At 66.0% G+C, this 25,122-nt stretch carries 19 protein-coding genes; 11 read left to right on the top strand and 8 right to left on the bottom strand.

Features of this window, described 5'->3' with window-relative positions:
• The first annotated feature begins 170 nt into the window (after positions 1–170).
• The 6 genes from ACLL97_RS00240 to ACLL97_RS00215 all read left to right on the top strand — a co-directional run bounded on the left by ACLL97_RS00240 (position 171) and on the right by ACLL97_RS00215 (position 7,599).
• A complete protein-coding gene (locus tag ACLL97_RS00240) occupies positions 171–1,724 on the top strand; it encodes a response regulator (RefSeq protein ID WP_411278459.1) in 1,554 nt (517 codons plus the stop codon).
• Positions 1,721–3,541, top strand: coding sequence for an ABC transporter ATP-binding protein (locus ACLL97_RS00235; protein WP_411278458.1), 1,821 nt, complete (start codon positions 1,721–1,723; stop codon positions 3,539–3,541). The genes ACLL97_RS00240 and ACLL97_RS00235 overlap by 4 nt, the downstream gene beginning before the upstream one ends.
• Positions 3,542–3,544: 3 nt before the next feature.
• Positions 3,545–4,621, top strand: a complete 1,077-nt coding sequence (locus ACLL97_RS00230; RefSeq protein ID WP_411278457.1) for a glycosyltransferase — start codon at positions 3,545–3,547, stop codon at positions 4,619–4,621.
• A gap of 2 nt (positions 4,622–4,623) precedes the next feature.
• Positions 4,624–5,544 carry an ABC transporter permease gene (locus ACLL97_RS00225; protein WP_411278456.1) on the top strand — a complete coding sequence of 307 codons (921 nt, stop codon included), beginning with the start codon at positions 4,624–4,626 and terminating at the stop codon, positions 5,542–5,544.
• Positions 5,545–5,567: 23 nt separating this feature from the next.
• On the top strand, positions 5,568–6,719 hold the full coding sequence (locus ACLL97_RS00220) for an aminotransferase class V-fold PLP-dependent enzyme (RefSeq protein WP_411278455.1): 1,152 nt from the start codon (positions 5,568–5,570) through the stop codon (positions 6,717–6,719).
• Between the two features lie 76 nt (positions 6,720–6,795).
• Positions 6,796–7,599 carry a GNAT family N-acetyltransferase gene (locus ACLL97_RS00215; RefSeq protein ID WP_411278454.1) on the top strand — a complete coding sequence of 268 codons (804 nt, stop codon included), beginning with the start codon at positions 6,796–6,798 and terminating at the stop codon, positions 7,597–7,599.
• A gap of 180 nt (positions 7,600–7,779) precedes the next feature.
• On the opposite strand, the gene ilvD is transcribed toward ACLL97_RS00215, so the two are convergent.
• Positions 7,780–9,489, bottom strand: a complete 1,710-nt coding sequence (gene ilvD / locus ACLL97_RS00210) for a dihydroxy-acid dehydratase (protein ID WP_411278453.1) — start codon at positions 9,487–9,489, stop codon at positions 7,780–7,782.
• A gap of 28 nt (positions 9,490–9,517) precedes the next feature.
• Positions 9,518–10,807: a tyrosine--tRNA ligase gene (tyrS, locus tag ACLL97_RS00205; RefSeq protein ID WP_411278452.1), complete on the bottom strand. Its 1,290-nt coding sequence runs from the start codon at positions 10,805–10,807 to the stop codon at positions 9,518–9,520.
• A 68-nt stretch (positions 10,808–10,875) separates the two neighbouring features.
• On the opposite strand from tyrS, the gene ACLL97_RS00200 reads away from it, so the two are divergent.
• The 3 genes from ACLL97_RS00200 to ACLL97_RS00190 all read left to right on the top strand — a co-directional run bounded on the left by ACLL97_RS00200 (position 10,876) and on the right by ACLL97_RS00190 (position 15,041).
• On the top strand, positions 10,876–13,032 hold the full coding sequence (locus ACLL97_RS00200; protein WP_411278451.1) for a penicillin-binding protein 1A: 2,157 nt from the start codon (positions 10,876–10,878) through the stop codon (positions 13,030–13,032).
• A gap of 7 nt (positions 13,033–13,039) precedes the next feature.
• Positions 13,040–14,407 (top strand): amidohydrolase family protein, encoded by a 1,368-nt coding sequence (locus tag ACLL97_RS00195; RefSeq protein WP_411278450.1) that lies wholly within the window; start codon positions 13,040–13,042, stop codon positions 14,405–14,407.
• A gap of 103 nt (positions 14,408–14,510) precedes the next feature.
• Positions 14,511–15,041, top strand: a complete 531-nt coding sequence (locus ACLL97_RS00190; RefSeq protein WP_411278449.1) for an HNH endonuclease — start codon at positions 14,511–14,513, stop codon at positions 15,039–15,041.
• A gap of 14 nt (positions 15,042–15,055) precedes the next feature.
• On the opposite strand, the gene ACLL97_RS00185 is transcribed toward ACLL97_RS00190, so the two are convergent.
• The 6 genes from ACLL97_RS00185 to ACLL97_RS00160 all read right to left on the bottom strand — a co-directional run bounded on the left by ACLL97_RS00185 (position 15,056) and on the right by ACLL97_RS00160 (position 21,500).
• Positions 15,056–15,685 (bottom strand): hypothetical protein, encoded by a 630-nt coding sequence (locus tag ACLL97_RS00185; protein WP_411278448.1) that lies wholly within the window; start codon positions 15,683–15,685, stop codon positions 15,056–15,058.
• Positions 15,686–15,750: 65 nt separating this feature from the next.
• Positions 15,751–17,541, bottom strand: a complete 1,791-nt coding sequence (locus ACLL97_RS00180; RefSeq protein WP_411278447.1) for a hypothetical protein — start codon at positions 17,539–17,541, stop codon at positions 15,751–15,753.
• Between the two features lie 229 nt (positions 17,542–17,770).
• On the bottom strand, positions 17,771–19,165 hold the full coding sequence (locus ACLL97_RS00175) for a sigma-54-dependent transcriptional regulator (protein ID WP_411278446.1): 1,395 nt from the start codon (positions 19,163–19,165) through the stop codon (positions 17,771–17,773).
• A gap of 12 nt (positions 19,166–19,177) precedes the next feature.
• Positions 19,178–19,765 (bottom strand): hypothetical protein, encoded by a 588-nt coding sequence (locus ACLL97_RS00170; protein ID WP_411278445.1) that lies wholly within the window; start codon positions 19,763–19,765, stop codon positions 19,178–19,180.
• Complete coding sequence (locus ACLL97_RS00165) at positions 19,762–20,340, bottom strand: hypothetical protein (protein WP_411278444.1); 579 nt, start codon at positions 20,338–20,340, stop codon at positions 19,762–19,764. Before ACLL97_RS00165 ends, ACLL97_RS00170 begins: the two co-directional genes overlap by 4 nt.
• Entirely contained in the window at positions 20,337–21,500 is a 1,164-nt protein-coding gene (locus ACLL97_RS00160) for a sensor histidine kinase (protein WP_411278443.1), read from the bottom strand. Before ACLL97_RS00160 ends, ACLL97_RS00165 begins: the two co-directional genes overlap by 4 nt.
• A gap of 232 nt (positions 21,501–21,732) precedes the next feature.
• Here ACLL97_RS00160 and ACLL97_RS00155 point away from each other — a divergent pair, with 232 nt between their 5' ends.
• Positions 21,733–23,334: a class I adenylate-forming enzyme family protein gene (locus tag ACLL97_RS00155; protein WP_411278442.1), complete on the top strand. Its 1,602-nt coding sequence runs from the start codon at positions 21,733–21,735 to the stop codon at positions 23,332–23,334.
• Between the two features lie 90 nt (positions 23,335–23,424).
• A partial coding sequence (locus ACLL97_RS00150) for an NYN domain-containing protein (RefSeq protein ID WP_411278441.1) occupies positions 23,425–25,122 on the top strand: 1,698 nt, incomplete at its 3' end.

The following is a 25,122-nucleotide window of genomic DNA, read 5'->3' as shown; positions in this document are numbered from 1 at the left end:
CGTCCGGTGCGGGGCGGACGCCGCACGCCGCCGTGTGGGCGCCGTGTGGGCAGCGTGCGGGCGCCGTGTGGGCGCCGTGTGGGCGCCGTGTGGGCAGCGTGCGGGCGCCGCGTGGACGGCGCCGCTGGACCGTGGTCCTGCTGCTCAGGTACCTTACGAGTATGGCGCTGATGGCAAAAACGATTCTGTGGGTGGACGACGAAGCGGAGCTTCTCGAGCCGCACCGACTCCTGCTCGGAGATAAGGGCTATCACGTCGAAACGGCGACCAACGCCGATGACGCGCTCGAACTCCTGCGACGGCGCCCGTACGACCTGGTGCTGCTCGATGAGCAGATGCCCGGCACCCGCGGGCTGGATGCCTACAAGGACATTCGCGAGATGCTGCCGGCCATGCCCGTCGTGATGGTCACCAAGAGCGAAGAGGACGCGACGCTCAAAGAAGCGATTGGCGCGAACATTCGCGACTACCTCGTGAAGCCGGTCACGCCGCGTCAGGTGCTTACGGTCATCACGCGGATCCTCGAAGGTCCGCTCATTCGTTCGCAGGCGCTGGCTCGCGCGTTCGTGGAACGGTTTCGCGCCATTGAGTCGGAGCGCTACGCCGGGCTCGATTGGCGTGGGTGGGTCGAGCGCTTCGCGGAGCTCATGCAGTGGGACGTCGATCTTGCCGATGCCGGCGAACTCGGGCTGCACGAGTCGTTGCGCGGGCTCTATCCCGACATGCATCGCGAGTTCGCCACGTTCATGCGCACCGAATATCCGCGCTGGCTGCGTGAGCTCGAAGGCGACCGGCCGCCCCTCTCGGTCGATGTCGTGACCGAGTTCGTGCTGCCGGTGCTGGCGCGCGATCGCAAGGCGATTTTCGTGGTGATCGATTGCCTGCGCGTGGATCAGTGGCGTGTGCTCGAGCCGCTCCTGGCGCCGTTGTACGACGTGGAGACCACGCACTACTATTCGATCCTGCCGACCGCCACGCCCTATGCGCGCAATGCACTCTTCAGCGGACTGTTCCCGGGCGAGATCGCCGCGCGCTTTCCCGACTGGTGGGGCGAGAAGGACGACGAAACGCTCAACATGCACGAGCGTGATCTGCTGGTGGCGCATCTCGCGGAGCTGAAGGTTCAGGCACCCGTACGCTATCATAAAATCACGACCACCGCCGACTCGGACGATCTCGAACGCCACTTGCCGGGCGCGATCGCTGGTGAAGGTATCCACGCCTTCGTGTTCAACTTCGTGGATATGCTCACGCACGGTCGCAGCGAATCGATGATTCTGTTCGAGGTCGCGAGGGACGAAATCGCCTTACGTGCTATCACCAAGCAGTGGTTCGAGCGTTCGTCCCTGTTCACGCTGCTCCAAGAAGCCTCGCGTCGGAATATCTCCGTGATCATTACCAGCGATCACGGCGCGCTGCATTGCAACTCACCGGCAACGGTGTTTGCGAAGCGCGACGCCACCGCCAACCTCCGCTACAAGTTCGGCGAGGATCTCCGCGCCGAACGTCCCGAGCAGGCGTTGTTGTTCACCAACCCCGACGATCTGCGTCTGCCGCATCGCGGACCCGGCAACAATACGCTGATGGCGGCGGGCGACACCTTCTTCGTGTATCCCACCAAACTGCGCGAATACCAGAGTCGGTACCGCGGATCGTTTCTGCACGGGGGTGTCACGCCCGAGGAGTGCATCCTGCCCGTGGCGCTGCTCACGCCCAAGCGATGAGCGCGGCGCGGGGACTGTGGGGACGGTTGTGGGGCTTCGTGCGCCCCCACCGCACGAAGCTGGTGGGTGTGGTGTCGCTCAACCTGCTGGCGGCCGTGTTCGACGTCTTCTCGTTCACGCTGTTGATCCCGTTTCTGAACGCGCTCTTCGAGCAGCCGCAGCTCATTCCGGGCAACAAAGTCGTGTCGGCCATTCTCGGCACCACGATCGGCTTCCTGCTCGATCCGTCCGACCAGATGGGATCGTTGCGCAATGTCATCGTGCTGGTGTTGCTGGCGGTCACGCTCAAGAATGTGTTGGTGTGGCTAAGTGGACAGATCGGTGCGCAGCTGCAGGAGTTCGTGGTGCGCGATCTGCGCGATGCGCTGTATGCGCACCTGCTACGACTGCCGATGAGCTGGTTCACGGCCAATAAAGTGGGACAGGTGATCTCGCGTATGCTCACCGACACGACCAACGCCAAGGCCGTGGTGACGGAACTGGTCACCCGCTCCATCTGGAGCACGGCACAGGTGGTCTCGACGATCGCGATTATGTTCGCCGTGTCGTGGAAGCTGTCGTTGGCCTCGTTGGTGGTGGTGCCCCTCACCGTGCTGTCGTTGCAGCCCGTGCTCAGAAAACTGCGCAAGGGGCATCGCCGCATGGGCAACGAGCAGGGTGAAATCACCAGCATGGTGCAGGAAGTGGTGAGCGGCATCCGTCTCATCAAGTCGTATGGCGCGGAAGTTCGCGAAGAGCAGCGTTTCGTGACGCGGAATGCCGCGTTCGCCAAGGGGTATGTGCGCATCGGTCGACTCGCGCTGATGTCGGGCCCGGTGACCGAAACGCTCGGCGCCGTCATGGCCGTCGCCATACTCTGGTTCGGCGCGCGCCTGGTGCTGGTCGAGAAGTCGTTGGACGGGGCACTGCTGGTCACGTTCCTGATCTGGGTGATGCGATTGCTGCAGCCGCTCAAGCAGCTTTCGCAGGTACCGGCGGCGGCCCAACAGTCGCTGGCCAGCGCCGAACGCATTTTCGAGGTGCTCGACTCGCCGACAGAAACGGCGGCCGATCGCGGCACGATCACGGCGCCCACCTTTGTCACATCGCTCGAGTTCGATCACGTCACGTTTGCGTACGGCCACGATGCACCGGCGCTGTCCGATGTGTCGTTTTCCGCCAGCACGGGCGAGGTGATCGCGTTGGTGGGCGCGAGCGGCGCCGGAAAGTCTACGTTGATCGACCTGCTGCCGCGCTTCCTCGAGCCCACCAGCGGCCGCATTACGCTCGACGGCATTGACCTGCGCGACATCACGCTCGATGCCCTGCGCGCGTTGACCGGCATCGTGAGTCAGGACACGGTGCTGTTCAACGACACGGTGCGTGCCAATGTCGCCTTCGGTCGCACCCAGGTCACACAGTCGCAGCTCGATGCCGCGGCACGGGCCGCCAACGCGATGTCGTTCATTCAGGAGCTCCCGGAGGGATGGGACACGAATCTCGGTGAGCGTGGCTCGCGACTGTCTGGTGGACAGCGCCAGCGACTGGCCATCGCGCGGGCGCTGTTGTCCGATCCGCCGATCCTGATTCTCGACGAAGCGACGTCGGCACTCGACGTGGAGAGCGAGCGGCTGGTGCAAGAAGCGATCGATCGGTTGCTCGAGGGACGCACGGTTTTCGTGATCGCGCACCGACTGGCCACGATTCAGCACGCCGATCGTATTCTGGTGCTCGAACGTGGACAGCTGGTGGAGCAGGGACCGCATGCCGACCTGCTCGCGCGCAACGGTGCGTATGCCCGATTGCATGCGTTGCAGTTCAATCGCGGCAGCGAGTGAATCGTGCGCGTTCTCGTGCTCACTACGGCCGCGTCGTGGACGCCTAGCGTTCGGTTGGCGATCACGCTCGGCGCCGAGCTCGCGGCCCGCGGTGACATCGTCACCGTGGCCTGTCTCAGTCAGGGGGTGCTGGAGCGCGCCACCGAAGCCACGTTCCCTCGCTTGGCGGTACGCGGCATTACAGGACAGGGCGGGCTCGCACGCATCCGCAGTGCCCGCGGTATCGTGGCCGCGCTGCGTCCCGACGCGGTGCTCGTGCAAAGTGAAAACGATGCGTTGCTGGCCGCGATGGCCACGGGTCGGCGCGGAGGCGTGGTGCGACGCTGGTGCGTGGGCGAGGATGCGCTCGACGCGCGTCCCGCCGCGCGCACGTGGCGCACGCGATTGGCCGGCTCCTGCGCCCACCTCACGTCGTGGGGTCGTGATCCGATTGCGGTGAGCTGGCCGGGCCCGCCGCCGCGTGCCGCACGCACCGGTACGCGATCCAGCGAATCCGTCCCCACGGCGCTGTGGATTGTCCCGCCGGTCGAGCACGATGAACGCACGGCTGTTGCGCTGCGGGCGGCGGCGCGGCTGGTGGGACGGCATCCATCGCTGCGTATTGTGTTGCTGGGCGACCTCGCGACGCTCCAGTCCACGCGCGTGCACGCGGCGTCATTGGGGCTCTCGGCGTTCGTGCAGGTCGCGTCGATCGACACGTTGTTGATGGCAGACGAGGTCGAGGCCGCCGCCGTGTGGGTCACGGCGGACGGCGACGAGGGCGCGATTGCCACCATCGCGGCCATGCAGCGCGGGATCCCGGTCGTCGTGCCCGCGGCGCTGGCGTGCTCGTCGCTGGTGGCGTCACGCATCACGGGGTTCGTGACGTCCGATGCCGATCTGTCGGCGGTGGTCGCCGAGCTGGCGCGACTTATTTCGGATCGGCACGAGTTCGAGGTGATGGGCGACGCGGCCAGCGCGCGCGCGTTGCGTCTGCACGACTGGCAGCGGTTCGTCGATGACGCGGCCGACGTGCTCTCGCGGGCTTCTGGAACGCGCATACCGTCGGCGGCCATCCGTCCAACGCTCACGTCGGCCTGACGATGGCAATCGCTCATTCCATCCCCGATTCAAGCGCCGCCTCGGGCGCCCTCGGCAACGCGGCGGTGCGTGCGGTGCCGAACGCGGCGTGGGCGCGACTGCGTCAGGATCGCCGCGCGCGCCTCGGGCTTGGTGTGATCGCGCTGTTGATCCTGGCCGCGCTGCTGGCACCGCTCATCGACGGGGCCGATCCACTTCAGATCAACCTGCGCCACGCGCTGCAGGCGCCGAGCGGCGCGCATTGGCTCGGGACCGATGCGCAGGGGCGCGATGTGTGGTCGCGGCTGGTCCATGGCGCGCGCATCTCGCTGCTGGTCGGGCTCGCGTCGCAGGGGATTTCTCTGTCGATCGGGCTCGTGCTCGGACTCGTGGCCGGCTACCGCGGCAAGTGGACGGACGAGGTCATCATGCGTCTCGCCGACGTCACGCTGGCGTTTCCGTCGCTGCTGCTACTGATCGCGATGGCGGCGGCGTTCGAGCCGTCGCTCACGGTGGTGTGCACGGTGATCGGCGTGGTCGGCTGGGCCGGCATGGCGCGGCTGGTGCGTGGCCAAGTGCTGGTGGTGCGTGAACTCGAATACGTGCAGGCGATGCGGGCACTGGGCGCCCGCGATCGACGGATTCTGCTGCGTCATGTGCTTCCGAACGTGATCGCGCCCGTCGTGATCGCCGCCACGCTTGGTATTGCCGGCGCGATCATGGCCGAAGCGGCACTGTCGTTTCTCGGGCTTGGCGTGCAACCGCCAACGCCGAGTTGGGGCGCGATGATCGCCGATGGTCGCGATCTGTCGCAGCTACGCAATGCGCCGTGGACGAGTCTCGCGCCGGGTGTGGCGATCGGACTTGCGGTGCTGGGTTTCAATCTGTTCGGGGATGCCTTGCGTGACGCGCTCGACCCGCGTGGCACACAGCGTCTTCCATAGTCACACGCACTCGGACTTTCCTGATGACCACACTGCACGACGTCGCCGCGCTCCGCGCCCGCGAATACGCCTGGATGGCCAACGATCCGGCGATCTTTCTGAATGCCGCCAGCGTGGGACCGATGCCGGCAGCGGCGGTCGACGTCGCGAACACGTGGAGCCGCATGCGTGCGCAGCCGCACAAGCTCCCGTTTCAGTGGATGCTCGATGCCGCCTCCACGGCGCGGGCGCAGTTCGCCGCTCTGGTCGGTGCCGACGCGGACGAGATCGCGCTGATGCCGAATACGACCTACGGGCTGAATCTCGCCGCGCGGGCGCTGCCGCTGCGTCCCGGTACGATTCTCACCTTCGACGGCGAGTTTCCGAGCTGTGTGTATCCCTTTCAGGCGCTCGGTTCACGCGGCATCAACCTCGAGTTGATCCCGCGCCTGCACGGACTCCCCGACGAAGACGCGCTGGTCGCGGCGATCCAACGCCCCGACGTGGTGGCGGTCGTGGTGTCGTGGGTGCAGTTCGCTACCGGCTATGTGGCCGACCTCGCCCGCATCGGCGCGGCCTGTCGTGCCCGCGACGTGTTTTTCATTGTAGACGGCATTCAGGGGTGCGGCGTGCTCCCGATCGACCTGCATGCCTTGGCAATCGACATCTTTGCCAGCGGCGCCCAGAAGTGGCAGCTCAGTCCTTGGGGCACCGGCTTCGTGTACGTGCGCCGGGAACTGGTGCGGGCGATCGATCCGATCGACGTGGGGTGGGCGTGCATGAAGACCTCGACCGACTACACCCGTCTCACGGACTACGACTTCGATTTTTTCGACGACGCCCGCCGTTTTGAAGTCGTGACGCTGGCCTATCATGATTTTGCGGTCGCCAACGCGTCCACGCGGCTGTTGCTCGAGATCGGGGTCGACGCGCTGTCGGCCCACATTGCCGCCCTCGGCTCGCGCATTGTCGAGTGGGCGCAATCGCGCTCGGATGTCCGGCTGGTGACGCCGGCGAACTCCCACCGGCGGGCCGGTGTGATCGCCTTTGCATCCGACTCATTGAGCACGATGGCCAGTCGGCTGAGTGCGGCCCACGTTACACATACCGTCCGGGAAGGCGCCCTTCGTCTGTCTCCGCACTGCTACAACACCCGCGAGGAGATCGAGCAGGTTCTAAAGATTCTTGACAATTGAATGCTTGCCTATTGGACCCCGAGTCCGACTCTGTCATGTTTTCGGGGCGTAGAAAACGTCCACTTCTTCATCATCGATGTCGAACTCTTCGAAAGACCTTCGGGCCTCACTGACCGAACGCAGCGTCGCAGACGCGCTGCGATCCTGCGCGATGCCGCTGGGATGTCCGGTGGGCTTTCTGGAACGGCATCGGGTGACGACGGTCGAGCGGCCGGGCGACGAGGAGCCGGTCGTGCGGACTTTTGTGCGCGACGCCATTGGCGTGGTTTCGCTGCCGTGCGAGGAGAAAGTCGACCTCGGGCTCGATCCAGACGAAATCCAGGAGCTGCTCTCCCTCACACGCCTCGAGGCAGCGCCCGGCTCGGTGATCGAGTTGCGCTCGGCGCGGTTCATCGTGGGCGACGACCCGGCGGCCGTCGCGTTGCTCGACGAATCCACCCTCGCCCCGTCGCCGAGGGTGGCTGGCATGCTGGTGTACGACCCGCGGCGAGACGTGCTCGATATGCTGCGGCACGATGTATCACCGTGCGAATGGCACCAGGGCGGTGGCAACATCGATTCTCCGCATCGGGTCGGTGCTCTGCAGGGTGGCGCGCTGGTGGCGCTGGCCACCGTGGACGCACCGCGCGGGCGCCTGGCGCGCGTGCGCGTGTTGGTGTCGCCGCGCCATCGTCGCATGGGCTACGGCCGTGTCGTCCTCCATGCCATGGTGCGCCACGTGCTGAGCCAGGGCTTCATTCCCTTCGTGCGCCTGGAATTCGGTGATTTGGCCTCGCGCGCCTTGGCCGCGACCGTAGGCTTCGTGAGCTTTGCGCGATCGCTCACGCTGCACGTAACGCACGTGGATTCGTCGGTGCCGGTGGAACTACCGGCCTCGTAAACGGCCAACGGCGCACTCAGCCCTTGGCCGTTCACGGTCCGGCCAACGGCCAACTGCTCAGGAAGCAGGACAGAGGGTATCGGAACAGAAGGAGCAGGTCGTGGTTTCCTGCGTCCTGCCCCCTGCCACCTTCCTCCCTGTTTCCTAAGCGGTCGGCCGTTCCCCGCCGTCGGCGCTCGCCTACGAATCCATGTAGTTGTGCGTCTCCGCCGCCCCGCCCGGGTGCACCACCGCCCCGTAGCGAGCCGGACTGACCGTCTGCGCATACCGCCAGATCGCACCCGACTGGAAGTTGTGGCGCCGTGGCTCCCACGCGGCGCGACGCGCGGCAAGTTCCTCGTCGGACAGCCGCACCGACATGGTGCCGGCGTTTGCGTCGATGTCGATAATGTCCCCGTCGCGCAGCAGGCCGATCGGGCCGCCCAGCGCCGCCTCGGGGCCTACGTGGCCGATGCATAACCCACGGGTGGCTCCGCTGAACCGGCCGTCGGTGATGAGCGCGACTTTGTCGCCCATGTCCTGCCCGTAAATCGCCGATGTGGTGGACAGCATCTCGCGCATGCCGGGACCGCCGCGCGGTCCCTCGTAGCGGATGATGATGACATCGCCGGCGTCGTAGCGGCGTTCGGTCACAGCGGAGAAGGCCTCTTCCTCGCTGTCGAATACGCGCGCCGGTCCGCTGAACACGCGTGTGTGCAAGCCCGCCACCTTCACCACCGCCCCATCGGGCGCGAGGTTGCCGCGCATGCCCACCAGACCGCCTGTCATCGAAATGGCGCGCGAGACCGGCATCACGACATCCTGCCCCTCGGGGAACACCACGTCGGCCAGATTCTCGGCCAGTGTACGGCCGGTAACGGTGATGCAGTCGCCGTGCAAATAGCCGCCGTCGAGTAGCGCTTTGAGAATGATCGACACGCCGCCGATCTCGTGCACATCCTTCGCGAGATACTTGCCGCCCGGCTTGAGGTCGGCCAGCAGCGGCGTGCGCGCGAACACCTCGGCCACGTCGAACAGGTCGAAGGCGATACCGGCTTCGTGCGCCAGCGCCGGCAGATGCAACGTGGCATTCGTGCTGCCACCGGTCGCGGCCACCACCGCCGCCGCATTCTCGAGTGACTGGCGGGTCACGATCTCGCGCGGGCGCGGGCCGTCGCGCAGCAGTCGCATGACCGCTTCGCCGGAGCGTTCGGCGTACACGTCGCGCGACTCGAGCACCGCCGGGGGACTCGCCGACCCGGGCAGCGCCAGACCGATCGCTTCCGACACATACGCCATGCTGTTGGCCGTGTACTGTCCGCCGCACGAGCCGGCGCCCGGGCAGGCGACTTTCTCGAGCGCTGTGAGCTCCTCGAGCGTCATCTTGCCGGCGGAGTGCTTGCCCACGCCTTCAAACACGTCGAGCACCGTCACGTCGCGTCCCTGATACCGCCCCGGCATGATTGATCCGCCGTACAGGAACACCGACGGCACGTCGAGTCGCACCATCGCCATCATGAGTCCGGGCAGCGCCTTGTCGCAGCCGCCAATGGCGACCAGCGCGTCGTAGGTGTGTCCGCGCACCGTGAGCTCGACCGAGTCGGCAATCGTTTCGCGGCTCACCAGCGACGACTTCATACCGGCATGTCCCATCGCGATACCGTCGGTCACGGTGATCGTGGTGAACTCACGCGGTGTGCCGCCGGCCGCCGTGACGCCACGCTTGGCGGCGTCCGCCTGACGTCGGAGCGAGATGTTGCACGGTGCCGCCTCGTTCCAGCTCGAGACGACACCGACGATCGGCTGCGCGATCTGTGCTTCGTCGAGGCCCATCGCGTAGTAGTACGAGCGATGCGGCGCGCGCTCGGGGCCGACGGTCGTGTGACGACTGGGAAGCTTCGACTTGTCCATGCGGTTGGATACTCGGAGGGGTGGAGAGCTACGGGACCTGCACCAGCCCAAATTCGCGCGCGCCCTTCTTGAGCAGCAGATGACGGCCGCGCAGCAGCCGGTCTTCACCGACGAGACGGTCGGCGGCCGAGAGCTTCGTGCCGTTGATACTGACGCCACCCTGTTCGAGCAGCCGTTTCGCCGCGCCGCGCGACGCGGCCACGCCGAGCGCCGTCAGACACTCGTATACGTCGATCCCCTCGGAAAGCGCTGGACCGTCGGCTGCCGCGGCGTACGTCGCGAAGGGAATCTCCAGGCGCAGCGCCTCGAGCGCCGCGTCGGACAACCGCTGCGGATCGGCCTTCTCGAACAGCAACGCCGACACTTCCTGTGCGACCCGAGCCGCGTCGGCGCCGTGAACCCGCGTGGTCACCTCGGTGGCCAGTGCACGCTGCGCCTCGCGCTTTTCGGGCGACGACCTCACCGCTTGATCGAGCGCTTCGATCGAGTCGCGGTCGAGCAGCGTGAAGAATCGCAGGTAGCGCGACACATCCCGATCGTCGGCGCCGATCCAGAACTGATAGAACTTGTACGGCGACGTGCGTGCAGGATCGAGCCACACCGAACCGCCGCCGGTGCTCTTGCCGAACTTTGAGCCGTCGGCGTTGGTGATCAGCGGGAAGGTCAGTGCGTTGGCGTCACCACCGGAGGTGCGGCGAATCAATTCGAGTCCGGCGGTGATGTTGCCCCACTGATCGCTGCCGCCGATCTGCAGCGTCACGCCTTCGCGCTGATGCAGCTCGAGGAAGTCGTGGGCCTGCAGCAGCATGTACGAGAATTCCGTGAACGACAGCCCGCTCTCGAGGCGCGATTTGACGGAGTCCTTGGCCAGCATGTAGTTGATCGAGAAGTGCTTGCCCGTATCGCGCAGGAAATCGAGCAGCGACAACTTGGCGAGCCAGTCGGCGTTGTTCAGCAGCTTGGCGGCGTTCGGTCCCTCGAAGTCGAGGAACTTCGCCAGCTGCAACCGGATCGCGTTGGCGTTTTCGGCGATCGTCTCCAGCGTCTGCAGCGTCCGTTCGCTGCTCCGGCCACTGGGGTCGCCAATCATCCCCGTGCCGCCCCCCACCAACGCGATGGGCCGGTGGCCGGCCCTTTGCAGGTGGACGAGTCCCATGACCGGGACCAGGTTGCCCACGTGCAGGCTCGATGCCGTCGGGTCGAATCCGCAGTAACCGGTGACCTGTCCCGCCGCGAAGGCGGCCGGGAGGCCCTCGGTGTGCTGGAACAGCAGCTCGCGCCAGGCGAGTTCGGGGATGGGGGCTGATGGGTCGGACATTCTCACAAGTTATCGCTGGTCTGGCTCTTGGCGCGCCCCCGCGCGAGCGGGTAGCCTTCACTCACCTTATGGCACTCTTCTCTGTTCTTTCGCGGCGCCCGTGGCTGGGCTGGCTGCTCGTGGCTGGGATTTTCGGCGGCATGGTCGGTGCCGGCGGGCTGCTTGGCGCGTGGAGCGTCATCTGCCGTGACGGGCGCTGCCCGTCGATCGCCGCGCTCGAGCAGTATGTGCCCCGCCAGACCTCCAAGGTGTACGCCGCCGACGGCCGCTTCATCACGGAGCTCGGTCTCGAACGGCGCACGCTGGTCCGGTTGCAGGACATCCCCAAGCATGTGCGCGATGCGGTCGTCATCACCGAAGACCGCCGTTTTTATTCGCACTCCGGAATCGACTACTATCGCGTGTTCGGCGCGCTCGCGCGCAACGTGAAGGCCGGCCGCTACGTCCAGGGCTTCTCGACGATCACGATGCAGCTGGCCCGCAACGTTTTCTCCGATCGCATTTCCCGTGAGAAAACACTGCTGCGCAAGATCAAGGAAGCGCGCGTCGCGCGCGCCATCGAGCAGCGCTACACCAAGGACAAGATCCTCGAGCTGTACCTGAATCAGGTGTACCTCGGCAACGGTGCGTATGGCGTGGAAACCGCGGCGCAGCGCTACTTCGGCAAGCCGGTGCGCGAGGTCGGTGTGGCCGAAGCGGCCGTGCTGGCGGGGCTGCTCAAGGGACCCGAGCGCTACAACCCGCGCCGCTTCGCCGATCGCGCGATCCTGCGTCGCAATACGGTGCTCGAGCTGATGCGTCGCGAAGGGGCCATCAACGATGCCGATGCATCGCTCGCCAAGGCGTATCCGTTGCAGCTGGCCGAACGCACCGAGTCGGGCGACGTGGCGCCCTACTTCGTGGAATGGGTGCGACAGGAACTGGAGGCCCACTTCGGCAAGCGGCTTTACGACGAAGGCTTCAAGGTCTATACGTCGCTCGACGTGGACATGCAGGGCGCCGCCGAGCGCGCGCTGGAGAACCAGTTGCAGGCGATCGAGGCGGGAAGGCATGGCAAGTACTCGCACCTGACATACGAAGGATATCTCGCGCGTTCGGCTGGGGGCGGCGAGCGCGGAGCCGCGAATTCGCCGTATCTCCAGGGCGCGTTTGTGGCGGTCGACCCGCGTAGTGGTGCAGTGCGCGCGATGGTTGGCGGCCGCGACTTCGGCGACTCGAAGTTCAATCGTGCGGTGCAGGCGCTGCGTCAGCCTGGTTCGACGTTCAAGCCGATCGTCTATGCCACCGCGGTGCACGAAGGCTTCAGTCCCGCCCAGATCGTGGACGATTCGCCGATTGCGCTCGATCAGGTGAGCGGCGAGACGTGGACGCCACAGAACTACGATATGAAGTTCCAGGGCAACATGCCCATGCGGAAAGCGCTGTATCAGTCTCGAAATCTGGCGGCGATCCGCACCGGCATGTCGGTCGGCGCGGGCAGTGTGATCTCGATGGCGCGGCGCTTCGGCATCACCACACCGATTCCGCCGTATCCGTCGATTTTCATCGGTTCAGCCGACGTCTATCCGGTGCAGATGATTGCCGCCTACTCCGTGTTCGCCAACCTCGGTCTGCGCACCACACCGCACGCGATTCTCAAGGTGGAGAACGCGGACGGTCAGGTGGTCTGGCAGCCGACGACGGCGCGTGAGGCGGTACTCTCGCCGGAAGAGGCGTGGCTGATGGTGAGCATGATGAAAGACGTGGTGGTGCGCGGCACTGGCGCGCGCGTGTGGAGTTCGGGCTTCCACGTGCCGGCCGGCGGCAAGACGGGCACCACGAACGACGGGGCCGACGTCTGGTTCATCGGCTACACCGCCGATCTGGTGGCCGGTGTCTGGATGGGCTTCGACAGGCCACAAAAGATCAAAGCGAATGCGCAGGGCGGTGAACTGGCGTCGCCGGCGTGGGCGTCGTTCATGACCGAGGTGTATCGCCGCAAGCCACCACCGCCCGACTGGCCGCGACCCGACGGTGTGGTGGTTCGCGAAATCGATGGGCTAAGCGGCCGTTTGGCCAACAGCAACTGCATGACCGCTCTCACGACCGAATTCTTTGTGCAGGGCACCGAGCCCACGGGCACGTGCACCGATCCGGGGATGACGCCCATGCTCTCGAGTGACAGTGCGGCCAAAATGCGCGCCAAGGCGGACTCGTCCAACCCGTTCAAGATTCCGCCGCAGTGATGTGTCGGTGACGGCCCGCACATTGTACACCGCCGATTGGGTACTGCCGATCTCGTCGGCGCCGATTCGCGATGGCGCAGTGTTGGTGCATCACGGTCGCATCGAGTTCGTGGGCGCGGCGAGTACCGTGACCATCGCGGCCGGCGCGGTGCGCACAGTGACGCTCGGTAATGCGGCGCTCATGCCGGGGCTCGTGAACGCGCACTCGCATCTCGAACTCACTCTGCTGCGGGGATTTCTCGAGGGCCTCGACTTTCGTCAGTGGCTGCGCACGCTCACGACGGTCCGACGTGAGCTCATGAGCGACGACGTGTTGCTCGATGCGTCGCGGGCCGGCATTCGCGAAGCGCTGCGCAACGGCATCACCTGTCTCGCCGACACCACCGACTCCGGTGCGCCGCTCATCGCCATGCGCGAGTATGGCGTGCGGGGGGTTGGGTATCTGGAGGTCTTCGGCCCCGATCCCGCGCAGTGTGCGGGGGCAATCGCTCAACTCGAGGCCCGCGTACTCGCGGCCCGCGCGCAGGACACCGCGCTGGTGCGGGTGGGGGTGTCGCCACACGCGCCGTACACGGTATCGCGCGATCTCTTCACGGCAACGGCCGCGTTGTCTCGGCGCGAGTCACTGCCGATGGCGGTGCACGTGGCGGAGAGTCCGGCCGAAATGCGGTTTGTGCGCGATGGCGAGGGGCCGTTCGCCGACCAGTTGCGAGCGCGTACGATTGCCGTGGCTCCGCAGGCCGAATCACCGATCGCGTTGCTAGACGAAGCGGGTGTCCTGGCAGCGCAGCCTGTGCTCATTCATGTGATTCAGGCCGACGATCGTGACCTGCAGCGGATCGCCGACGCGGGCGCGAGCATCGTGCACTGTCCGATCTCCAACGCGAAACTCGGCCACGGCATTGCGCCGCTCGACCGCATGCTCGCCCACGGTATCCGGACCGGACTGGGCACCGACTCGGTGGCCAGTAACGATCGCATGGATCTGCTGGGCGAGGCGCGGCAGGCCACGCTCCTTCACGCGTTGCGGGCGGGTACACCAGACGCCTTGTCCGCGCACGCCGCGCTCGCGCTTGCCACCCGCGGCGGGGCTGACGCGCTGGGGCTGGGATCGCGCGTCGGCACGCTCGATGTGGGCAAGGACGCCGATTTGGCGGCCTTCGCACTGGATCACGACGATGCGCAGCCGCTCTTCGATCCCGCAGTGGCGTTGGTGCACGCACTGGCTGGCAAAGTCGAAGCGAAGCTGGTGACCGTGCAAGGACATGAACTTGTCCTGAACGGACTCATTACCCAGCGCGACGAGACCCTACCGTTACGCGTCGGGGCGTGGCGCGATCGACTGCAACAGTGGCGACAGGCTTCCACCGTATGATATGCTTCACGTAGCGGACCCATCGACCTTAACACTGTAGAGTGGAGGGTAGGGCGTGATCGCGGGATGTCTTGCACTGAATGCGTCGTATGAACCCCTGACCATGGTGCCGCTTCGGCGAGCGCTACGACTGGTGATCGACGGCAAGGCGGAAATCGTCGAGGCCGACACGGGCATGCCCGTGCGCTCCGAACGACAAGCATTTCCGCGCCCGGCGGTCATCCGCCTCACGCGCTTCGTGCACGTACCGCGGCGATTCCGCCGACAGGTCACGAACACGTTCCTCTTCGCCCGCGATGACTACCAGTGTCAGTACTGCGCGCGCCGCTCCGCAGAGCTCAAGCCCCGAGAGTCGCTCACGCGTGATCACCTGATCCCGATCTCGCGTGGTGGCTCGAACGAGTGGACAAACGTGGTCACAGCCTGTAGCAGCTGCAATACGAAGAAGGCCAATCGCATGCCGAACGAGATCGGCATGACGCCGCTGCACCCCCCCTCGGAGCCGCACTTCGTGCATCTCAGCTGGGCGGTCCGACGGCTGACGCCGATTCAGGCGCAATACATCAAGGTGTTCTACGGTGAAGAGACGCTGCGCGAGCTGGAGAAGATCGAGGGTGCCGTTCTCGTCACCTGATCGGTGCGGCCCGGTCAGTATCTCACGGCGGGCGACTTCGCCTCGAGCCGTCGGACTTCACCGCCCAGCAGGCGGCTCGCCAACGACCGAACGCCGCGCGTGAGTGCGGTGCCGGGGCTGCGTTTCCCTCGCACCGCCGGCGACGCTTCGCCGCGGAGCCAGCGCTCGAGTTCATCGAGATCGCTCACGTCGAGCGTCTGCAATTCCGCCTGCACGGCCACGTAGCTTCGGCGCCCGCGCGGTGGCGTGGTGAGCGCGGGCAGATATGGCAACTCGCTGGCCGCGCGGGCGTCGGAGAATCGCACGTAGCTGCCCAAGGGCATCAAGCGCCCCGCCACGAAGCGCGCCACTTCGTAGGTACGATCGATCGCGTCATAACGCACCACAATATCCCATTCCACGCGACTGAGCACGTCGTCGAACCAGCGACCGATCGTCCACACCTCGGCTCGCACATGCAGGCGCGCCGGGAAGCCGCTGCGCAGCAGTTCGTCGAACGGCTGCTCGGTCAGCACACCGCGCACGGCCACCAGCGGTGGATACGACGTCGGCGCCACGCGGATGTCGATCTCCGGACGCGACTGCGCTGATGCCATCCCGCTCGCTCCGAACAGGAGCAGCAGGACGGCGACCAGCGCACGCACCGATGGCGAAGGCGTTCGCGACGCCGAACCCGAAACCGAGCGCATCACATGCACGAGGACGTGAATCAGAAGCGGCGACTGAGCCGCATGTACACATTCGGAGACAAGCCGCTTTCCGAAACCGCCTGCGCAACGTACACGCCGAAATTTCCGAAATCGAAGCCGCCGCCGAGATCGGTGCGCCACGATTTGATGTCGGGCACGGACCCCTTGGGGTACAGCAAGTTGTCAGTGTCGCGCGGTCCCACCAGCCATCCGCGGCCCGCGTTCGCGAACACGACCCACGCGCCATCGAACTTCATGCGGCTGAACACCCAGCGGCGATCGCCGAAGTCCTCGCTATTCCCGAAGAGGTTGACGCGGAAGTCGCCTTTCCACTCGACCTGCAGCAGCGCCAGCCGATCGCACAGCGACGGTCGGCCGCGGGCGGCGTAGGACTGCTCGTTGCCGACCGCGCAGGTGCCCACGTCGGTGTCATTCAACTGACGACGGAAGTCGAAGCCCGGGAGCGCATCGATGCCGCTGACTGAGAAACGGCGCTGCGCCGGCAAGGGGTCGCCGTCGAGCCACCCGCCCACCACCGCGCGCATGTTCAGCGAGCCATTCGGCCCGAGGCGATTGTAGCGACGCAGGTCGAGCAGGGCGCGCGAATACACCGCGGCCGCCTCCACGCCCTCTACGCGCAGGACGGATGTTCCGGCCCGAACGAGCCGCCCATCGCCATGTTCATACTCACCGCGCAGATACCAACCGGCGCGCGGGTCCTTGGGGCTGTTGCGCGTGTCGAAGGTCGCCGACAGCGTAAGCAGTTTCATCACGCCTTCGTCGGCCAGCGGGTTCACCCGCCACGGCACGTTGTCATTCACAAGCGACGGCACGTTGCGCGCCCGGCGCGAACTCCACCGCTCTTCGCCATACGACGCCCGCACTTCCGACCCGCGCCCTGCGAACAGGCTCACGTACCCCTGACCACCGTGTCGCTGCCAATAGTCGCGATAGTCGCGTGTGAAGAGAAAGGCGTTGAGGCCCACTTCGGTATCCGTGAGCTGCCAGCGCTCGACGGCATCGACTTCATCGAACAGTCGACCGCCAATCGCGACGCCGGCGTGGTCGCCTTGGCGTACTTCGAACAACACGCGATGGCCGAGATTCTCGCCCTTCCAATTCAGCTGGTCTCCCGTGCGGAAAATGCCGAAGACTTCGGCTCGCACGCGCGTGTCGCCACTGCGGGCACGAAAGCGGGGTCCCACATAAATCGGCAGCCCCTCCACGCGATTGTACGTGTGCGCGGTCGTGACCAGCAGATCGCTGTTCGTGCTGTTGCCGCTACCGCGTGCGTCGTCGCCTATCCAGCGCGACCAGCGCGAGAAGAAATCGAGTTCGGCCACCAGCGTGTCACCCACCTCGCGATAGCGATACGCCGCGCTCCACACGCGGATTTCGCCGGCAACAATGGGGCGCTCGGGCGCTTCGAGCCGGCCGCCGATCACAGTGAGCGCGCGCTCGATCCGCGCACCGTCCACCAGAGCGGCATCGCCATTCAGCACGACCACCTGGCCGGTCACCACGCCGGCCAGACGCACGCGGCCACCAAGCACCGCCAGATCGCCGCGCACCGTATCCATTGGGGCCAGGGCGAAGTCCCCTCGTACGCGCCGGGTTGCGGGGGCGTTCCACACCGCCGTGACTTCGAGCGCCACCTCTCGCGGAACGCCGCCCAGCCGCCGTGATCCGTCCTGGTCCGGGTCGCGGTCCCGCTGGGCCGACGCCGATCCCAGTGGCAACGCGCTCATTGCCACACACAGCACCGCGAGCGCCATCCGTGCCTGACCACGTCGGGTCATGGCTGCCTTCATGCATTTCTCCTGCTGAGGTTCACGGCCCCGAAGGGCACGTCATGTACCACTCGCCCAGCGAACGCCGATATTTCGGTGTTCTCCGTCACGAAGCGCGCTTGAACACGGTAGGCATTACACGCCGTCGTCCGGACGCGATCGTCATCGATTGCGGACACCGGGTGTGTCGTCCCGATACGCGCTTCGAGGGCAGACACTCCCGACACGCCGAAGGTTTGAACGGGTCGAATCACTCGCCGGCTGACGCCAAGCCCAGTCGGCGCATGCGTCGATAAAGATTGGGCCGGTCGGTTTGCAACCGACGGGCCGCTTCGGCCACGTTGCCATCGCTCTGCGCCAGTGCGGCCGAGATCAGTCGGCGTTCATACGCATCGAGGGCATCACTTAGCGGGAGCACCGGTAGCGTCGCCGTCGCCCGTCCGTCGGTGTCGAGCGACGGAAGGCTGAACGGATCGGTAGCCACCGTGGGCAGCACCTGCAGCACCTCGGCACGACCCACCACGCTGCCCGCATGAAGGATCGCGAGTCGCTCGACGACGTTGGCGAGCTCGCGCACGTTCCCGGGCCAGCGATAGCTACTGAGCGCGCCCAGGGCGTCTTCGTGCCACTGCACCAGCGGTCGCCCCGTGCGTGTACGATGACGCGCCGAGAAATGCCGCACCAGTGCCGGCAAATCGCCCGGTCGGTCGCGCAGCGTCGGCAGCTGGATCGGGATCACGTTCAGCCGGAAGAACAAATCCTCGCGAAAGCTGCCGTCAGCGACCGCACGGGCGAGGTCCTTGTTCGTGGCGGCGAGAATGCGTACGTCGATCTTGATCGGCTTGCCGCCGCCCACCCGTTCAATTTCGCGCGCTTCGATGGCGCGCAGCAGTTTGGCTTGCGCCTCGGCCCCGAGATCACCGACTTCGTCGAGAAACAGCGTGCCGGTATGCGCGAGTTCAAAACGGCCGAGGCGTCGATCGGTGGCGCCGGTAAAAGCGCCGCGCTCGTGGCCGAACATCTCGCTCTCCACCAGATCACGCGGAATCGCCGCGCAGTTCACGCGAATGAACGGGCGGTCGCGTCGCGGACTCGCCAGGTGCAGGGCGGCGGCCACCAACTCCTTACCGGTGCCCGATTCACCGGTGATCAACACCCGTGCATCCGTCGGCCCGACGCGCGCGATGAGGGCGCGCACGTCATGCATGACCGGGGAGTCGCCCACCATCTCGCCCGAGATGCCGAGATCTTCGCGCAACGCGGCCGCGGCTCGGCGGGCCTGACGCAGCTCGAAGGCCGATGCGAGTGCGAGCAGCACGCCCTCGGGCGTGAGCGGCTTTTCGAGAAAGGTGAAGGCGCCGAGCTTCGTGGCGCGCACCGCATCGGTCAGCGCGGCGCGTCCACTCATCATGACCACGGGCATGTCCGGTCGGCGTTCGCGCAACTTCTGCAGCAACGCGAGCCCGTCGAGATTGCCCGGCATCATCAGGTCCACCAGCGCCACATCCGGCTCGTTGGCCTCGGCCAGCGCGAGCCCAGTGGTTCCATCGGCGGCATCGCGCACGTCGTACCCTTCGGCGCTCAACAGCGCGCCGACCATGCGTCGGATGTTCGGTTCGTCGTCGACGATCAGAACACTGGGCATCGTGGTCGTCGCCTACCGGCTCGCGTCGACCGGCACCGCAACGGCGGGGCGATCGGCCAGCAGCTTCGACGTGAAACGCTGCGCCTCGCTGAGCCGCTCCATCTCGAGGGCCACCGTGTCGATGTTGTGCTCCATCGCGTCGAACCGTTGCTGCAGCTGCGCTTCGAGCACGTTGTCGGCGCGAACCGCACGGCCACGACGATCCAGGTAGCGCGCCACGGCGCGCGCGATGGGCCAACCGATGAACACGGCGATCGCCGAGGCGGCGAACGCCCAGGACATTTGTACGACCCCCGTGGGCACGACCTCATTGAGCGGAATGGTCGTGGTGTTGGTACCCTGTGTGAGTACCACGTTGCCACCCTTCACGTTGATATGCACGTTGTCACCGCTACCGTCGCCGGTGAACACGATCGTACCCGGCGGGAGTGGCGCTTGTGGCGCCAGAGGCCGTGCTGCTTGATCTGCATCGCGCGCCGCTTGGTCGGCGAGACGTGCCGCCTGGTCGGCATCGCGTGCCGCCTGGTTCGCTTCGCGAATCGTTTGGGAAATTTCGGCCCTGTTTCCCTGTGGTACCGACGGCTGTCGCACTGCGGTCATGACACTCGCTCCCGTTCTACTATGGTGCGATCCGACAGCAACTTCGTCGTGAAGCGCTGTCCTTCGCTGATGCGTTCAACTTCTACCGCGACCGAATCCACCGCCTGCTCGATCGCCGCGAGGCGCTTCGTGAGTTCCGCCGACACCGTGGTCGGCGTGCTGTTCGACCGCTTCTCGATCCAGCGCGCGAGCGCGCGGGCGAGCGGGCCACCGACCACGATAAACGCGAGCATCGCCGCGCCCGCCTGAACGATGTCCACCATGCCATCGGGCACTTGGGTGCGCGAGCGCGTGGCCGAGGGCGTCGGCGATGCGATCGCGGTGGTCGCGATCCCGTCGACGCTCAGCAGCGATTTGCCATCCGCCGACAGCTCAATGCTCCGACGAATCCCGTCCGACGACGGCATCGTGATGAGCAGGCGATCGCCCAGCGAATGGACCTGCACGCCGGAGGTTCGCGCCTCCTGCAACGCTTTCTCCGCCGTCTCGAGTGCCGATTGCGTCAGTCGCTCGGCGCTGGCGGCGGTCTGGGTCGCCTGGGCGGCACCCTGCGCCGCGCTCGGATTCTGTCTCATGCAGCTGTCTCCCTGATCGGTAGGCGCACCGTGATCTCCGTTCCTTGGCCAAGCGCGCTGACAGCGCTGATGGAACCGCGATGCGCCTCGACGGTCTGGCGTGCAATCGCGAGGCCGAGCCCGGTGCCGCCCGGCTTGGTGGTCACGTACGGGTCGAAGATGCGCGCGAGCGCATCGGGCGCGATGCCGCAACCGCTGTCGCGGATGGTGATCGTGACGTCCGCCGCCGAATATCGGAGCCCAATGTCGATCTGCCCCGAGGCAGCGCAGGCCTCGACGGCGTTCATCAGTACGTTCGTGACCGCACGAACCAACGGTTCATGGAAGCCGTGCACCAGCGGCAGCGCGTCGTCGTCGTTGATCGACACGGTGAGTCGCTCCGGTACCGTGGAGCGCGCCACGCGCGTGACGAGTTCGGACACGTCGATGTCGGCGGCGGGGCCGTCGGGCAGTCGACCGAACTGGGCAAAGCTCTTCGCCATCGTCTCGAGACGAGCGGCTTCCTCAGCCAGCACTTCGACCGTCTCCCGTAGCTCGTCGGGCGCCGAGCGCCGCAGTCGGTCGACCGCAAAGCGGATCGGCGTGAGCGGGTTTTTGAGCTCATGCGCGAATCTTCGGGCGGACTCGCGGAACGCCTCGGCGCGCTCGGCCTCGAGCGCCCGTCGTCGTCCTGTCTCGAGATCCTGAGCCATCGTACGCATCCCCGTTCGCAGTACTTCAAATTCCGGGGCGCCGCGGCGCTCCGGTTGCTCCGGGATAGACCGCCCCGTGCGGATCAAGCCCGTCCATCCTACCAGTTCATCGAGCGGACGGCTGAGCTGACGACTCAGATGACCGGCCACGCGCGAGGCACCGACCGCCACCAGCAGGACTACCAGCACCGCGCCAGCCACTACCAACCGCATCGAGCGTCTGGCAACAAAATCGAAGCGTCGCGCCAGTTCTACCGACTGGCGCAGCTCGGCTTCATGGCGCTCCACCGCGGACCGCTGCTCGGTGGTGAGTGGAGCAGTTCGTGTGGCGGCCAGCGCCTGCTCGCCGCTGAGGGCGATGCGTTCCCAAGCCGATCGGGCCGACAACATGGATAGCGCCCGACTCGCCGTACCGACTCCGACCAGCGTCACCGCCACGGTGGGCACAAGGGCGAACAGGATGAGCATCGCGAACAGTCGAGACCGGAACGGCGCCCGTGCTCCGGCCCGCGCGAGCCGTCGCCGCCTCTTACGGGATTCCCTACGCGAGCGCTCGGGGGACGGTTTCTCTTCCGAGCCCGTCCGAGTCGGCGACCCGCGATCGTCAACGGTCGGCTTCCGCATCTCGTTCATAGTCAGTAATTTACGTGGCTGTACCCGATCCCGGAGTGGAATGGCAACGTCGTGGTCCCTAGCCCCCTTGGTTGAGCAACGCGCGCAGGAGCATCCCGCACGCGTGCTTGCCACGAATGGTGAACGGACGTGGACCTATCAGCAGGTGGACGCCGACGCGTCCTCCCTGGCTGCTGCTTTCTCCGAATTGGGGCTCGGCACGGGCGATCGCATTGCGGTCAACCTGCCGAACGGCGTGGAGTGGATCATCGCCACGCTGGCCGCCGCCAAGCTTGGCGCGGTCGTGGTGCCGGTCAGTCCGCAGCTCAGTATTCACGATCTGCGCTACCAACTGCGACACGCCGAGGCGAGTGCCGTCGTCACCATCGAGAAGTGGGACGGTGTGGACTTTCTGGAGCGCTTCGAAGAATTGCTCGGCGATCTACCCGACCTGCAGTATGTGGTCACGGTAGGCGACGAGGACCTGTGGTACGACGACCGGATTTTTCAGTTCGAAGATCTCGTCTCGAGCGGCACCGGGCGACCGGTTCCGCGGCCAGCGGTGTATGACGAGACGGCCGACTTGGCCGTTATGTACACGTCGGGAACGATGGGCAAGCCCAAGGGCGTGCCGCTGTCGCACCGGGCGTTGGTGGAAAACGCAGTTCGTGTGGCGGAGGTCCTCGAGCTTTCGCCCAACGACCGCGTGCTCGGAGCAGTTCCGTTCTTCGCCATCTTCGGCTTCGGCATCATGCTGGGCACGATGGCACGTGGTGCGACGATCGTGCTGCAACCGTCTTTCGACCCGGCGCGCGCCCTCGCGCTCATCGCCGACGCGAAGGTCACGGTGCTGCACGGCGTGCCCACGCAGTATCACCTCCTCATGCGTGAGGCGTCGTTCAACCCGTCGCGACTCACGTCGCTGCGAACCGGCGTCATTGCCGGCAGTTCGGTGGACGAGGCGCTGGTGCGCCGGGTGCGTCGCTGGTGCGATGTGCTCGTGGCGTACGGCCTCACCGAAACCGGACCGGTGGTCACGATCACCCGCGTTGCCGACAACGACGAACGTCGTTTGAGCACCGTGGGCTGCGCCCTCCCCGGCGTCGAGATCATGGCGATGGATCTCATGACGGGAGAGCTGCACGGACCCGAAGCGGTCGGCGAGATCGCCGTCCGCGGGTCCAATCTCATGCGGGGGTATCTCCGCATGCCGGCCGAGACCGCCAAGGTCATGACGCCGGACGGATTTTTCCTCACCGGTGATCTGGGGATCATCGATGAGGATGGCTATGTGAAGATCGTCGGGCGGCGGCAGGAGACGATTTCGCGCGGGGGCATGCAGCTCTACCCGCGCGAACTCGAGGATCGTCTGCGTGCGCATCCGGCAGTGGACGATGTGTGCGTGATCGGCGTGCCCCATGATGTCATGGGAGAGCTGGTGTGCGCGTGCATCGTGCCAGTAGAAGGGGCAGTCATCACGGGCGGCGAGATCAAACGCTTCGCTCAGGACATGATGGCAGCCGACAAGGTTCCCGATTTCGTCCGCTTCTTCGATGTCTTTCCCATGACGGGAAGTGGCAAAGTGCGGCGGCGAGAACTCGCGCGGGCAATCGCGCTGAGTGCGAACACGATGAGCGCCTCGGCGCTGCATGGCAACGCGCTCGATCACTCCGTTTTGAATCCAGGCTAGTACATGAGTCGACATGACACCCGGTCCCGCAGTGCGGCACCGTCCCGTACCATCGCGCCGTTCCATCGTGGACCGCAGGCCGTCAGTCCGGTGACCTCTCCGAACGCCGCGCCGCCGTCCCACGCACCGAACGCCGCGCTGCTCATCGATTTTGACAACGTCACGATGGGCATCCGCTCCGACCTGCAGGGAGAGCTCAACAACCTCCTCTCGTCGGACATCGTCAAAGGGAAGGTCGCGGTGCGCCGCGCCTACGCCGACTGGCGCCGCTACCCACAGTACATCGTGCCGCTCACCGAGTCGTCGATCGATCTGATCTTCGCGCCGGCGTACGGCTCGTCGAAGAAGAACGCGACCGATATCCGTCTCGCGATCGACGCCATGGAGCTGGTGTTCACGCGCCCCGAGATCGGCACCTTTGTGCTGCTCTCGGGCGACTCCGATTTCTCGAGCATGGTCATCAAGCTCAAGGAGTACGGCAAGTACGTGATCGGCGTCGGCATCCGCGAATCGTCGAGCGACCTGCTCGTCATGAATTGCGACGAGTACTACTCGTACAACGCGCTCGCCGGCCTCACCAAGACGGGCGACGACGAGTCCACCCGCTGGGATCCGTGGGAGCTCGTGACCGAGTCGGTCAATCGCATGAAGCGCAACGGCGACGTGATGCGCTCCGACCGTCTCAAGCAGGTAATGCAGGAGATCGACTCGTCATTCGACGAGAAGAACCTTGGCATGCCGAAGTTCTCGCGCTTCGTGCAGGATGCGTCCCACAAGGGGCTCCTCAAGGTCACGAAGCTCGACAGTGGCCAGCTTGAAATCGACACGCCCGACGGCAGTATCGCGCCGACGTCGTCGCCGAGTGCGGCCGCGCCGACCGAAGCGCGTCGCGAGGAAAGCGATCGTGAACGCGACGAACGTCGTGGTCGCCGTGGCCGTCGTGGCCGTGGACGCGATCGGTTCGATCGTACGCCGGTGGACGGTGACGCGACTGATGCGGCGCAGGATGCGGCCGACGCCGAGCATGACGCTGCCGATGACGCTGCCGACGCGGCGGAGTTGGGTGGTTTCACACCGTCGTTGGATACGACGTTGGAGACGACGGTCGTGGACCTTCCGGCGGACGCCGATGCCACCGGTGAGCCGGGTGTTGACGCCGCTATCGATGCCGCCAGCGAAGGCGAGCGCGAAGCGCGTCGTGGTCGCAACCGTCGTGGCCGTGGCCGCGATCGGTTCCGCGATCGTGACGATCGTGAACCGCGTGGCGAGACCGTCGCCGCGGCGCCGACCGATGTCACCGCGGACGCTGCGGAAGCGGACGCCGCGGCCCCGGCCTTCGTGCCGGCCGCTCGCGCTGTCGTTGCTCCGGTGTTTCTCGCACCGGTTGCCGCCCCGTCGTCGGCGACCCCGACGGCGACCCCGAGCTTCGGTTCGGCGGTGGCTGGTCATATCGGCAGCAGCGGTGAGCGTCTCACGCGCAGTGAGGCGTTCGACTTGGTACGCCGCGCCGTCGAAGCGCTGGTGCAGGGTGATGATTCCACAAGCGCCAGTGCGGCGCGCACGAAGGCGTTCGAACTGCTCGGCCGCGACAGTGAGTCGCTGAGCTCACGCATGTTCGAGCGCATTCTGCAGGATGCGCACGACGCGAACATGATCGACCTCCGTCGTCGTGGTAACGACTTCGAAGTCGCTCGTGCTGCCGATGCCGCGTCGATCGTGGAACAGCTCAAGACGGTCGACGATGCGCAAAAAGCCGAGGCCAAGGCGGCCGCGGCGCTGCTGCCGCAG

It is taken from the genome of Gemmatimonas sp., from assembly GCF_046594945.1.
Lineage (GTDB): Bacteria > Gemmatimonadota > Gemmatimonadetes > Gemmatimonadales > Gemmatimonadaceae > Gemmatimonas.
The sequence above is the reverse complement of the archived record's forward strand: the minus strand, read 5'-3'. Positions and strand labels throughout refer to the sequence as shown.

Coding starts and splice junctions, on each gene's coding strand:
- tyrS (WP_411278452.1), bottom strand. CDS start 10,807: ATGTCCGACCCATCAGCCCCCATCCCCGAACTCGCCTGGCGCGAGCTG.
- ACLL97_RS00240 (WP_411278459.1), top strand. CDS start 171: ATGGCAAAAACGATTCTGTGGGTGGACGACGAAGCGGAGCTTCTCGAG.
- ACLL97_RS00170 (WP_411278445.1), bottom strand. CDS start 19,765: ATGACCGCAGTGCGACAGCCGTCGGTACCACAGGGAAACAGGGCCGAA.
- ACLL97_RS00220 (WP_411278455.1), top strand. CDS start 5,568: ATGACCACACTGCACGACGTCGCCGCGCTCCGCGCCCGCGAATACGCC.
- ilvD (WP_411278453.1), bottom strand. CDS start 9,489: ATGGACAAGTCGAAGCTTCCCAGTCGTCACACGACCGTCGGCCCCGAG.
- ACLL97_RS00175 (WP_411278446.1), bottom strand. CDS start 19,165: ATGCCCAGTGTTCTGATCGTCGACGACGAACCGAACATCCGACGCATG.
- ACLL97_RS00165 (WP_411278444.1), bottom strand. CDS start 20,340: ATGAGACAGAATCCGAGCGCGGCGCAGGGTGCCGCCCAGGCGACCCAG.
- ACLL97_RS00200 (WP_411278451.1), top strand. CDS start 10,876: ATGGCACTCTTCTCTGTTCTTTCGCGGCGCCCGTGGCTGGGCTGGCTG.
- ACLL97_RS00190 (WP_411278449.1), top strand. CDS start 14,511: ATGGTGCCGCTTCGGCGAGCGCTACGACTGGTGATCGACGGCAAGGCG.
- ACLL97_RS00225 (WP_411278456.1), top strand. CDS start 4,624: ATGGCAATCGCTCATTCCATCCCCGATTCAAGCGCCGCCTCGGGCGCC.
- ACLL97_RS00180 (WP_411278447.1), bottom strand. CDS start 17,541: ATGAAGGCAGCCATGACCCGACGTGGTCAGGCACGGATGGCGCTCGCG.
- ACLL97_RS00160 (WP_411278443.1), bottom strand. CDS start 21,500: ATGCTCATCCTGTTCGCCCTTGTGCCCACCGTGGCGGTGACGCTGGTC.
- ACLL97_RS00235 (WP_411278458.1), top strand. CDS start 1,721: ATGAGCGCGGCGCGGGGACTGTGGGGACGGTTGTGGGGCTTCGTGCGC.
- ACLL97_RS00215 (WP_411278454.1), top strand. CDS start 6,796: ATGTCGAACTCTTCGAAAGACCTTCGGGCCTCACTGACCGAACGCAGC.